The organism is Yersinia mollaretii ATCC 43969, from assembly GCF_013282725.1.
Classification (GTDB): Bacteria; Pseudomonadota; Gammaproteobacteria; order Enterobacterales; family Enterobacteriaceae; genus Yersinia; species Yersinia mollaretii.
The window spans coordinates 577,548-590,043 of the sequence record NZ_CP054043.1 but is presented as its reverse complement, the minus strand read 5'-3'; the positions used below and the strand labels follow the sequence as shown (position 1 = coordinate 590,043).

The following is a 12,496-nucleotide window of genomic DNA, read 5'->3' as shown; positions in this document are numbered from 1 at the left end:
GAATGAGTATCAAGTTGCAATCGTGGATATTTCTGGCGCTGCTATGCCCTGTTTTTGCTCAGGCTATTTCTGTGGGGCCGCTGACTTTTACGATGAATCAGGATCAGGACTTTATTGCTAAGCGAGTTTATAACAATAACCCGACAACGCGCATTTATCAGGTCAGTATATCAGCACTGGATCGGCCTGGCGGTAATGAAGTGACCAGCCGCCCAGCAGGGGGGGAAATATTGTTCTCACCGAAACAACGGATAATACCCGCGGGGCAGTCTGAATATTACAAGTTTTTCTATCATGGGCCGAAAGATCAGCGAGAGCGCTACTATCGCGTATCATTTCGTGAAGTCCCTACTGTTGATTTGGAAAAAAAAAGGCAAGATGTTGATCTGGAGCCGATCATTATTCTCGATACCATTTTGGTGGTCAGGCCGCGCGAGATTCACTTTGATTACCGGTTGGATTGGGAACAGGGCACGATTACCAATAGTGGCAACACCTTCTTTAAATACCTGATTAAACCCGGCTGCGGTGCCAGTGATGAGCAGGGAACTTCGGTTTATCTCCGACCGGGAGAGGTATTTAGTGATGTGCGCATAAAAAAAGAGAATGAACAGTTTATTATTTTTGATAATAAATTTATTAATCTTAGCCACAATTGCTGAATGACTCCCCGCCGACTAACGAATTCAATATATAAACCTGTCAGTTGATCTAAATAGATTCAGGCCCTTAAAGCAGGGCCTGAATGAAATAAGTTTAATGGTGGGAAGCGAGTATCTCCGTCAATTTCTTCATGGCTTGTTGTAACCGCTGACCTGCGGCTAATATCGGGTCTATATCAGGCTGGGTACACGCCGTTTCCAGTTGTTCGCAGGCAATTATCAGGAACTGCGCATGGATCATGCGCCCGCCGCCTTTGATTTTGTGGGCAAGCTGCGCCAGTCCTTGTCGGTCTTTGTTCTCCAGAAGCGCAGCAATCAGCACCAGATCGCTGGTTGTACTGCTCGCCAAATACCCCAACAATTTTTGTACCGCAGCATTATTACCTTTGGCTGATTGCAATAACTCGCTGATATCAATATCGTCATGTTCAGACGTGGTTGGGGTTACAGTTTCCTCAGGCTCGATGCCGGTTAAGCGGGTATTAAGCTCCTTCAGACTGATCGGTTTGAACAGGCAGTCATCCATACCTGCGGCCAGACAATTTGCGCGTTCTTCCGGCTGTACATTGGCGGTAAAACCAAATATCAAACAAGGTTTTAGCCCTTGCTCACTCTCAGCCTGACGAATTCCTTTGGCTAACTGGTAGCCATCCATTACCGGCATGTTGCAATCGGTGATGACCACGTCAAAATGTTCACTGCGCCACAGTTTCAATCCCACTGCGCCATTTTCAGCATCCATAACTTCATGGCCCAAATAGTTTAATTGCTGCAACATCAACATGCGATTGGGTAAATAATCATCCACAATCAAAATACTGAGCGTTTTTGGCTCTGCCGCGACAGTTTCAAAAACTTCCGGTAAATTCAATGGTTGCAGAATTTGCATCTCAAAAGTGGCTTCAACTTGAGTCCCTTTGCCTAATTGGCTGTGCAATTCCAGTTTGCCTCCCATCATTTCACACAGTACTTTGCAGATACTCAATCCAAGTCCCGTGCTGTTACGGGCCGATTGGCCGTGATTAAGTGCTTGATGGAACGGAGTAAATAGCTCCGCTTGATCTTGTTCGGAGATGCCAATACCGGAATCTTCAACCTGCAACCAAATTGTCAGCCGCTGATCGTTTTTTTGCGGTAGCGATTTAAGGCTGACGCGCACTTCACCTTCGGTCGTAAACTTAATGGCGTTGCTCAAGAGATTAGACATCACCTGCTTAAAGCGTACCGGGTCAATCAGTACATCATTATTGGTATTGAAGTTAAAATCGATATCCAGCACAAAGCGAAGGCCTTTTTGCCGTGCGGGTTGCTCAAATAAACTCACGACCGATTCGACCAGAACGCGCAGATTAGCCCGTTCGGGTTGCAAAGAGAGACGGCCGGATTCGATGCGCGCAATATCAAGAATATCGCCAAGCAGCCCGAGTAAATTATTGGCCGCCCCTGAAGCCACTTCGATCGCCAGGCGATCCAGCAAGCCTTGCTCCGCTTTTTTCAGCGCCAATTCTAACATTCCGATAATGGCGTTAATTGGTGTGCGGATCTCATGGCTCATGGTCGCTAGGAAGGTCGTTTTAGCCCGGTTAGCCTCATCAGCCAGCGACTTGGCCAGTGCTAATTCATGGTATTGCTGTTGTCGTTGGCTGACATCAATCAAGCCACCCATAACACCAATTATCTGCTCCTGCGCATCATAAAATGGCATCATCCAATGACAGAAGGTGGCTTGCTCATCGGTTGCTAATGTCAAGGTGCGGTCTGCCATGGCACCTTGCCCGGTAGCGATGACCTGCCGGCATTTGTCATCGAAATTTGTACCACCAATGAACTCATTTTGTTCGTCTTGGCCAAGAGAGGTGCTCAGCGCCTGATAAGCCCGATTTGTAGCGAGCAGTTGCCCCTGACTATTGAACAGATAAATAGGATAAGGGAGTGTGTCGATCAGATGACGCCAGAAACTGACCTGCTCTTGCAATAAGGTGTTAGACCGCAATTGGATACGGTGGCGGCGATATAAGTAGCTCACCCAGACCAAGGTAAATACCAGCAGCAAAACGGTGATGGCAAAGCTATTGGTAATAAAAGTCCTATTCTTGAACCAATAGCTGTCATCAACAAATACTTTGGTATGCCAACGTGTATTTAGCCGGTGCATTTCCTCCGGCGTAATACTAAGCAATGCTTTATTCATTATCGATTGCAGTTCAACTGCACTGCGGCTCATGGCAAAAGCAATTTGCTCCATTCCAGTGCCGACGGTGGCCACAACCTGCAAATTATTGCGGTATTGGTTAGAAATAAGATAACTGCCGGTCAGCAGCAGATTCAGGGTTGCGTCGTTTTGGCCATTCACCACCGAATCCATGCCGGCTTTCAAGCTATCGACTTTCACGATAATGATTTTCGGATAATTAGTCTGAATATATTCAATCCATGGATAGCTACGAGCAATCGCCAGACGTTTACCGTCCATGTCTGCCAGTGTTGTTATCTCTTTATTATTGATTGAACTGATGAGCACTATGGGGCTGTTGATATAGGGACGCGTCGAACTTAACTCGCTATTTTGTGCGGTGCTTGAGAGTATTGCGCCGCTCATATCGGCATCACCCTTTTTGATCTGCTCGACCATGCCAAGCGAGTTTTCCGCTTGTGAAATATCAAATTTAAGCCCGGTACGGGCACTGATTTCGGTGAGTAGATTGGCGGTAATCCCCCGGAAGCTGCCTTCACTGTCGAAAAAGGTCAGTGGGGCCAGATTGGGCGATACAGTGACCTTAACCTGAGGATGTTTGCTTATCCAGCGTTGCTCTGCCGAGCTGAGATTTAATCTTTCCTTATCGATGATGCTGACGTCCGCTGCCCAATTACGCAGAATATTGTCTTTTTCATGAGGAGGGATCGTTTTCAGCGCGATATTAATCAGGTTTTGTAGATGGGTATTTTCCGGTGCCAGAGCAAAGGCAAAATTATATTCCCCCAACTGAGTGACATAGATCAAATTGACACTATTTAGGTAGATATTATCAGCCATATAATCAGCACCTATCATATCCCCCATATAGGCGTCGGCTTGCCCGAAGGCAACGGCACCCAGCGCACTTTGCGGAGTGGGAAACAATTGAACGTCTGCTTCTGGGTAGACTTTGCGAACAATATCTATTAGCGGGTCATCGTAGAACATGGCAACCACTTGCCCGGCCAAATCCGCTTTAGGTTCTGGTTCTGGGTGCTGGTTATCATCTACCCGGGTGACCAATACCGGTTCACTTTCAACATAAGCCGATGAAAGGATGAGAGAATGTTTACTTGCTTCAAATGTACTGGAGCTGCTGAGCAGATCGATTTTCCCCTCTTTAAGCGCCTGCACGGCTTGCGCCCGTGTGGGGAATTGCAGCACCTCTATCTTGACATGCAATAGATCCGCCAATAGCGCAGCATAATCAGCGGAAATGCCTTCATAAATATGATTATCTAATGGAATATCCAACGGTGGGTAATCTGATAATGCGGTACCCAATCGCAGAACTTTGTGCTCCCGTAGAAAGCGCCAATCATTTTCTGTGAGATCAAGCTTATAGCCGTCAACATGCGAACGCCCTTGCAAATGCAAGGGCTCCGAGCTGGCTGTCGCGTGATGACATATTGCCGTCAGTAAAAGCAACGAAAGCAACAGAATAGCTTTGCGTAGAATCATTGCAATCCCTGTTAAATCAGATTATTACGTTTGGCCAGTTCAGCCAGATGAACCACGGATTTCACATTAAGTTTTTCAATTAGCCGGGTTTTAAATGTGCTGATGGTTTTATTGCTTAATAACATGAGATCGCTGATTTCCTTATTGGTCATCCCCATCGCAAGATATTGCAAAATTGAAATTTCCCGATTGGACAGCAGCTTGATTGCATCACTTTCTTGTATGCCAACATCACTTCTAGTTATGGCATTGATACTCAGGTTAGGGAAGTAGGTATAACCGGACATAATGGCGTTGGCTGCTTTACTTAACTCATTCAGACCTTCAGTCTTGGAAACAAAGCCGGTAGCGCCCAGACGCATGCAACGAACGGCATAGTAATCAGATAACTGAGAGGTTAATACCAGAATGCGCTGTGATAGCCCGATGTCGTGGAGGCGGCTGATAACTTCTAAACCATCCATTTTGGGAATTGCTATGTCTAACACGATAAGGTCTGGATGGTGCTGACGGGCAAGTTTCATGGCAGTCAAGCCACAATCAGCTTCCGCTATCACGCGAAAATTATCCTGCTCCAGAACCATTTTAACGGTTTCGCGAATGAAGGGATGATCGTCTACGACGAGTACTTTATACATTTAAACCTCAGGATAAGACGTAAAATAGATACGAAGCGGGTCTTACACAGATTTACGATTTATTGGCTGAATTGCCAAGGTAAATCTGAGAGTAAGCGTCGATAAAGTTTTTATAATTATAGTATGTTATTTAATACATTAACCTCTAATAGGTCGTAGATTATCAGGTTAATTGTTAATCACGCCATTTTAGAAGGTGCTGCTACGTATCTTGGTGTTCCATAACTCAGCACAGCGAATATTACATCAGATACTGTACTTTTTATGTAGCTGAACTCCTTGTTTTGTGTGGGTTTTTAGTGGTAGTTGTGTAGGAAAATTCCATTGACATCGATATTATCTTTATAAAATAAGTGCCTATAATCGAGTTGGTTATTTGTTTCTATTATGTAATTTACTTTTCCTTTGGTAGTTACATTTTCGTGAAATATTGATCTGTAGCAGATAAATACAGGGTATAGCTTCTTATAATTAGTATGAAATAAGGAGGATGTATGCCAATTAAAGAATTTAGTGACGAATTTAAATACGAAGCCGTTAAACGCATTACCGAGCAGGGTCATCCGGTATCGGGTGTTGCTGCTCAGTTGGGTGTCTCCGCCAATAGCCTATACGTGTGGTTGAAGCGTCATCAAAAATCCCCTTATCAACGTAACCATGATGATGCTATGGAATCTGAAATAAAATGGCTACGTCAGGAACTTAAACGCGTGACTGATGAGCGAGATATTCTAAAAAAGGCCGCCGCATACTTTGCCCAAACATCCGGGTAAGGTATGAGTTCATTTATCGGATGTTAGATCGTTACCCGGTACGTCGTTTGTGCGAGATCCTTAAAGTACATCCAAGTGGCTATTACGCTTGGTTAAAATTTGAATTCAATCCTCAGGAAAAATAAATCTTTGCTAACAAATTCACTTTAAACTGAGTATCACATCGCTGTTCCGGCAGGTTGGATAAGTCGGTTTTATAAGTAGGTTATTTGTACTGTGATATTGCCATCAATCTTTACTTCGTCGCGCAAAGAGAGTTTGGACAATGGGCTAAGTGTGGTCACTGTGTGCATATTGGCATGTAGCTGCGTAAATTTTTGTGCATGTGCCAAATGATTGACCGGAGTGAACCCATGGTCGGGCATTATTTTTCCACTGGACTGGCTGCTTATTGCATCTGGCAGACCGTCCTGACTCACCAATGCAAATGGAGTTGGCTCGCCGTTGATCCTAACCTGGCTTAGATAAGGAACCCATCCACCAATAGTTGAACCTTGGCTGTCATAACCCAAACCAAAAACGTGCTGTTTGCTCAAATTACCCAGTTTGCCTTGTGGCCCATTGTAATCTAGCCCTTCTACGGTGCTGCTTTTTCGATGGTCGATGAACATCACGGCCAGCGCAACTTCGCCACTGCAAGTGACGTTGATCTCCACGGGGTTCGGCGTGTTCAGCGGAGTCCCTGTCGCATTGTTGGTCAGGCTTTGGGGTGAAATATCCCCAAAGTCGGTGTGCTGACTCGACAAATTAACGCTGCAAGCCGCAGGCTGATAATTGACTTTGAGCGTTAACGGCGCGCTATCTGCTGCCATCCCTGGTAGGGCAATTGAAAATGCTGAGGCCATCAATAGGGCATTAGTAAATATGACTCTGAACATGAAATATCTCTTTAGGGTGCTGAGTTCATTGCTATCTAGGGCTTAATGCCAGCTAAAGTTTCCGTTGCCTGACCAGGTTTCACTGCTACGGGGCAGCGTTCGCTTATCATCCGCCCAGATCTGCGCCGTGACTTGTCCGGTTAACTGATGGCCTTTGATTGCGACGCCATTGACCACGGGCTGCAATTTTTTATTATTGGAAAATGCTGCGGCATGGTGGCTGCCGGTTTCATCCGTCGCTTGCAGCGCCACACTTTTCCCATCGAGCGTGACACTATGCAAAGTTAATTGATAGACCCCGACAGTTCCTTCCGAACTGGTGAGGCTGTATAGCTGATCACCTGCAGATATACCGGTAAAGTTGAGGGCTATTTGTTGTGCAGCTTCCGACGGATCGCAATTAACGGTCAGTGTCAGTTGCTGTGATTCATTAATTTTACGATAGCCATTTTGGATGCGATCCGTTTTTTGTGGTGTAAAGTTGGCAAAATTGAGCTCTGATTGTGTGAGCTGAATATCACAACCGGCCAGTGAAGAGCCGCTCCAGGTGGTGAACAGCAGAATTATCATTCCATTGAGTCGCGGTAGTATCGATTTTGTAGATATCATATTTTCGGTATCAGGCACTGACCGGGCGGCACTGGGCTGCGGCGGTGGTAAAATAGCTATGGGTATCCACCGTTTCCGGTGGGGTGAAGTCAAGCTGGCAGCGGTTGTCATCGGCATCGCTGACCATCAGCGGCAATTTTAGTGTGCCGCCGGAGATAAAGATCTGTCCACCGGCGGTCACAAAAGCCAGTAAATCGCCATCACCATTGGTCACTTCGCCGCCTGCGGCTAATGGCAAACCTTGGGTGTCTACTGCATCTAGCAAGAAGCGCTGCACCAGCGATGCTTCCAAAGAAATGTGTTGCACCGTACCAGAGGCAGATTTAACTTCAACGCCATTTTTGACATCAATATTCTTCGGCAAATTTTGTGCATTAATCTGAATATTGCTGCTGCCATAAGCCGCCAGTTGTGGCACTACGGCTTGCCCCCAGGCATCAGTCCATACAGTACCGCTCGGCGTACTGATGGGAATGCCGGATAACGTGCCAACAGAGACAATGCCAAGGGTGTTTTGTACTGAGTAAGGCGAAAACGTGACGCCTTTGTTGTGTACTACAATGCCGCCATTCAGCGATCCTGACATGCTGTTATTGCCTGAACTTTGCGAATAACTGGCACTGGCTCGGGTGTAATACGGCACGCCATTGATGCTGGCTGCATAACTGTTATTGGCACTATTACTCTCTTTAGCCCAAGCTAGACTGTAACTTAGTTGTTCATTAACCTGTTGGCCGTAGCTGACACCTTGTTGTCGCGTGCCATCTTGGCGGCGATTGCTATAACCACGCACACTGGCGCTCTTACCTAAGGGAATACTCACCGAAGCGTAGATCTGGGCTTTGTTGGCGCGGGGTGTACCACTCTCGCTGCTCGATACATTTTGTAGGTTTTTCTGCACATTCAGGTTCAGAGTAGCGAAATCAAAACTGCGCGCCCAACTTGCCGAAACCCCATGGCTGCTATTCCCCGCAAAGCTCTCTGCACGTGAATAAGAAAATGCGCCGCCGCCGATGATTGGTGCCGACCAGCCAAGGCCTGCGGTGTATTGCAGTTTGGTACCTTGATGAGTTGTCATGATATTACTGTTGCTGCCCTCATCGCCAAAGTTACGGTAGCCGGCGTTGCGTTGGGTAACGGAAAGGCTGGAACTCAGGTTACTACTGATAGGGAATCCCATAGATACCCGATTTTCAATACCTTGCTGTGATGGTGCACTGCCAGATGTTTGCGCCAGATTTTGGTTGAAGCTAAGTGACCCACCCGGAATCAACGACGAATTCGCTGCCCAACCGAAAGCGTAATAATCTGAGGCTGCTAATACTCCGGCACTGATCCCCACGTTATTGAATGGCACCCAGTTGCCGGTTGCACTGACCAGCGATGTTGAATTTTTCCCTTTAGTTTGACCCACCGCATAGGCGAACCCTTTGCCAATGGGGGGGGCTATATCGGCAATGCTGGCATTAATCGGCACCACATATTGTTGTTGGCCCTGTGTTTCATCCACCGTGACCTGCAAATCATTACGAGTATCAATGACCGGAATATTGTCCAGAGTAAAAGGGCCGGGCGGCACCAACATGGAATAAATCAATACACCAGATTGGCGAACTTCAACCTTGGCCTGAGTTTGCGCAATACCGGAAACCGAAGCGCCCGTTGATTGATATAATGCCGTTTCAGGGAACCATTGCGCGCCCAAAAATCCCGGGCCGGAAAATACGGAATCACGCAGACTAATATCGCCAAGTTGTAGCACTGCAGCCTGCGAGGCAAAGCTGCGTTGCGCATAGGCTGATAACATCGAAAATTGTTGCTGATTTTTGTTATGTGAATAACTCTGGTGACTGCGAACAATCCAGTTCGCCATATTAAAGCCGATTTCTGTATTAGCTGAGGTATTTTGGTTGCTGCTACCGGATGCATTATTGCTGCGCATGCTATTCACCGAGTAATTGACAACACCGGCCCAGCCGCCCATTGGCGCATTGGCAGCACTTTGATCTACCTGATGAATTAAGGCTTCAGGCGGGACAATAATGTCTATTTTATAGGCTGTTGGATCGGCAGTAACAATCGCAGAGGGATAGATTTTTTTTAATGCCGGACAGTTACCAGTTAAATCCTCTTTATTGGTTTTAATCGCCAGTTTATCCAGTATTTCTGCTGTGAAGCAGCTTTCACCCTCAGCGCCAAATAACATTGCGATTTTAACGGCTTTATTGCCATTAACACTCGCCAGAACATCATGAGTGCCGGGTTGAAAGCGTGAACCATGTTGAAAGAATTCAGCTACCGCCGGGTTATATCCCATTTGCTTAAGTGCATTGGCATCAAATTCCCAACCATCGCTGCTTGCTTGCGATGTACCGCTAAATAAAATTATAGCTAGCGTCAGGGAGTTTATTGCAGAGTGACGGAGTGAATTGAAAAACATGGTATTTAACTGTGGCCTATGTTCTATCTTTAAATTAAATTATGATTTTTATAATATAAATTACCCTCCTTGGTATTTGTGAATATATGAAATTCCGTTTTCTACAGCTTCACGTCATAATGATTGACCATAAAGCCATACACAGTCGCAGGATAAATTCTCAAACTTTGATAGGTTGAATTATTTGAGTTTGCTTTGTTACTCACATTCATGGTGAATTTCTCTCCTGGCAAAACATAGGTTTTTGGTAATGATGCCAAACCGCCTTGAGGGAATAGATCAATTTTTTGCGACATGCGGACAATATAAGGTGAATCATTGGATACGGTCAGTGTATTGCCATTGATTGACCAGCTAAGTTTTTCCCATGGAGATTTTTCTTCTTTCAAACCCGCCGGGTGAATAATAGCGGGAATATTTTGCCCAACATTCATGCCGACACTGTTTTTCTTGGCTTCATTTTTATTACGGCCGGGTACACCAACAAAATTCACACGTACTAACCGCTGTACGGTTAACGGTTTTTTATTGGTTAATACGAAACGAACCACCTGTTTAGCCCCTGCATCAACAAAGGATAACGGGTTGGTCGCCACCAGTAATGGCTCTTTATCTTCTGGGATACTCTCAATGCTGGTGGTGAGAATAGTAGGTACCGCATCTGAATTGGTCACATTCATTGTCGCAGACCCTTCGGATTCTTTTACCAATAATACGGTGGTTTCAGGAACGACACCGGTAGCCAGTGCGGGGTTACTAATCAATAATGAACTTAACGTAAAGAAAATAGCAGTCGTAGTTTTGGTATAAATAGGCATTGAAATTTTAGCTCTGTAATAAATTAATAGGCATTAATGCCATCATTACGATGATGACATTAAAACTGAATTAGTGGGTGATGAATGAAATTAAAAATATTTGATGGTCATGGTTGCGCTGCCAGAAATATCAATTTCATCAGTAACATGTTCCAGCGATTTTGGCGCAAGTAAAACATTCGTCTTGATGGTGCCTTTCATTTCTTTAAATGCAACAATACCATGCTGCTGGCCTGACCCTGCACGAATAAACGCATAATCATGGTTGGGGTTAAAATATATTGTGTGCATGGCTTCAAAGCCTTGATTTTCCTTTTCACTAGGGCGCCATTGAAGTAAGTTGTCATTTTCAGGTTGACCATCCAATATTATATCGGATATTTTCATTCGCCACGCACCAACCTTATAATCTTTACCCTCTGGGCTTTTTTTATCAATCTTGCCCAAACCGAAGCGGCCGTCGTGCCTGGTTGCGGCCGCAAATGCGGTTCCTTCTTGATTATCCTGCAGGGTAAAACCGACCAGCGCCTTATCATCACACTTAATTTCAAAAGGGTAGTCCAGAGTTTGCTTGGCAGTGATATCTACTTCTATATTAGTTAATGCACCGTGTGCAGTGGCCTCTAAAGTATGAGAGTTTGTCGTCATAGTAACATGACAGGTGGCTGGCAAGACGGTACCGCTGACATCAATACTGGCCTGTTGTGCTCCAAACGCATATGGAGTAAAGATAATAGAACATAGCGCGATAGTTAATAAATTGGTTTTCATAAATGGCACTCTAAAAAAGGTAATATACAAATCGTGATCATAAATTAATTATAAGTAATTTATACTCATAGTTATCTTGCCTGAAATAGGCATTTGTTCTGATAAGGGTAAATTAGCTCGCGGAGCGCCAAAAATTTCACCGGTTAATGTACCACTAAGTTTTTTAATGGTTTTAATGTGTTGATTTGTATTTAACACGGTGCCTTGATTTATGGAGATTTCATGATCTACATAAAGGTAGGCATCTTTACGTATACTAGCCCAATCTCTTTTATCAATAGCATTACGATAAATACGTGAAAGCATTTCATTGGTAATGATGCCATCCTTTGTTGTTTCTGCAGTTAAATCAGTTAATTTCACTTTCCAACTGCCAACGGGTATCTCTTTATTATCTTTCCCGGTCACTTTGCCCAAACCAAACCGATCTGGATCACTGCCAAAAGCCGTTCCGGGTTGGCCGTCTGAAAATGTGATACTGATGGCATTATCTGCTTCGCAATCAACATCAAATTTATATTGAATGTCTTCAGCGATTTTACTTTCAGCTTCTTTAAAGGCATTGGCTGTAATTACGGGTAACTCTATTTTAGGCGTAGTTACTGATATGTCACAGGCGACAGGTTTGATTTTTCCTTTAACACTAAACTCCTGAGACTCCTCTGCTTGAGCGAATGAGGAGGTAATACTGCTGAGTAGCATTATGCTTAAAAGATGTTTCTTCACTATGTAAACCTTATTCTATCTTTCATGGAAACTGCGTGTTCTGAATTAAAAAATCACTAACTCAGCGTGCTGATATGCATTCTTGCCAGCTTTTAAGGGGAGGGTGTTTCCCTGCATCACCTAGTACAACGATCCGGCGTTATTGTGTGGCATTGATGTTATGTGATGATGGTAACAAGAATAATTAATTACCTATGTCGGCCTAATTACTTTGTGGTGTAGGAAATTTCCATTTATCACATGGAAAAATTAGTCTTGAGTGTGATTTTCTCTGCCAGGTAAAGATGGGCTAGGTTGCATTAGGGGCTTACTGTAGTTGGGTTTGTTTTGGTGTTGTTATCTTGGTGTTGGTTGTTTTCTATTCAATAACAATAGCCTCCAAAAGATTTATCCTACCGCCAGCCTTACCTTTACCTACAGACAGTCTGAGTGTCGTCCTGATAAATTGAGGGGGCAGTAATACTAATGTTGTTAGAAATAACAA

9 protein-coding genes and 1 pseudogene are annotated in these 12,496 nt (G+C 44.7%); 2 read left to right on the top strand and 8 right to left on the bottom strand.

Annotated elements, in window-relative coordinates; all coding sequences use genetic code 11:
• Positions 1-2 precede the first annotated feature (2 nt).
• Entirely contained in the window at positions 3-662 is a 660-nt protein-coding gene (locus HRD69_RS02575) for a fimbrial biogenesis chaperone (RefSeq protein WP_004874142.1), read from the top strand.
• Positions 663-756: 94 nt separating this feature from the next.
• Here the strand turns inward: HRD69_RS02575 and HRD69_RS02570 are convergent, their stop codons facing one another.
• Together HRD69_RS02570 and HRD69_RS02565 are read right to left on the bottom strand one after the other, a co-directional pair.
• On the bottom strand, positions 757-4,359 hold the full coding sequence (locus tag HRD69_RS02570; RefSeq protein ID WP_032813430.1) for an ATP-binding protein: 3,603 nt from the start codon (positions 4,357-4,359) through the stop codon (positions 757-759).
• An 11-nt stretch (positions 4,360-4,370) separates the two neighbouring features.
• Entirely contained in the window at positions 4,371-4,997 is a 627-nt protein-coding gene (locus HRD69_RS02565; RefSeq protein ID WP_032813432.1) for a response regulator transcription factor, read from the bottom strand.
• Positions 4,998-5,491: 494 nt separating this feature from the next.
• Between HRD69_RS02565 and HRD69_RS02560 the strand changes: the two are divergent.
• A pseudogene (locus HRD69_RS02560) lies at positions 5,492-5,868 on the top strand (transposase); the annotation flags it as partial.
• 96 nt (positions 5,869-5,964) lie between these two features.
• On the opposite strand, the gene HRD69_RS02555 reads toward HRD69_RS02560, so the two are convergent.
• The 6 genes from HRD69_RS02555 to HRD69_RS02530 form a co-directional block, all read right to left on the bottom strand.
• On the bottom strand, positions 5,965-6,648 hold the full coding sequence (locus tag HRD69_RS02555) for a DUF1120 domain-containing protein (RefSeq protein WP_004874146.1): 684 nt from the start codon (positions 6,646-6,648) through the stop codon (positions 5,965-5,967).
• A gap of 42 nt (positions 6,649-6,690) precedes the next feature.
• A complete protein-coding gene (locus HRD69_RS02550) occupies positions 6,691-7,218 on the bottom strand; it encodes a fimbrial protein (RefSeq protein ID WP_004874147.1) in 528 nt (175 codons plus the stop codon).
• Between the two features lie 49 nt (positions 7,219-7,267).
• Positions 7,268-9,574: a fimbria/pilus outer membrane usher protein gene (locus HRD69_RS02545; RefSeq protein WP_004874148.1), complete on the bottom strand. Its 2,307-nt coding sequence runs from the start codon at positions 9,572-9,574 to the stop codon at positions 7,268-7,270.
• Positions 9,575-9,798: 224 nt separating this feature from the next.
• Positions 9,799-10,515 (bottom strand): fimbria/pilus chaperone family protein, encoded by a 717-nt coding sequence (locus HRD69_RS02540; protein ID WP_004874149.1) that lies wholly within the window; start codon positions 10,513-10,515, stop codon positions 9,799-9,801.
• Positions 10,516-10,605: 90 nt separating this feature from the next.
• Positions 10,606-11,286, bottom strand: a complete 681-nt coding sequence (locus HRD69_RS02535) for a hypothetical protein (protein WP_004874150.1) — start codon at positions 11,284-11,286, stop codon at positions 10,606-10,608.
• A 48-nt stretch (positions 11,287-11,334) separates the two neighbouring features.
• Positions 11,335-12,012, bottom strand: coding sequence for a fimbrial protein (locus HRD69_RS02530; RefSeq protein ID WP_145574180.1), 678 nt, complete (start codon positions 12,010-12,012; stop codon positions 11,335-11,337).
• Between the last annotated feature and the right edge of the window lie 484 nt (positions 12,013-12,496).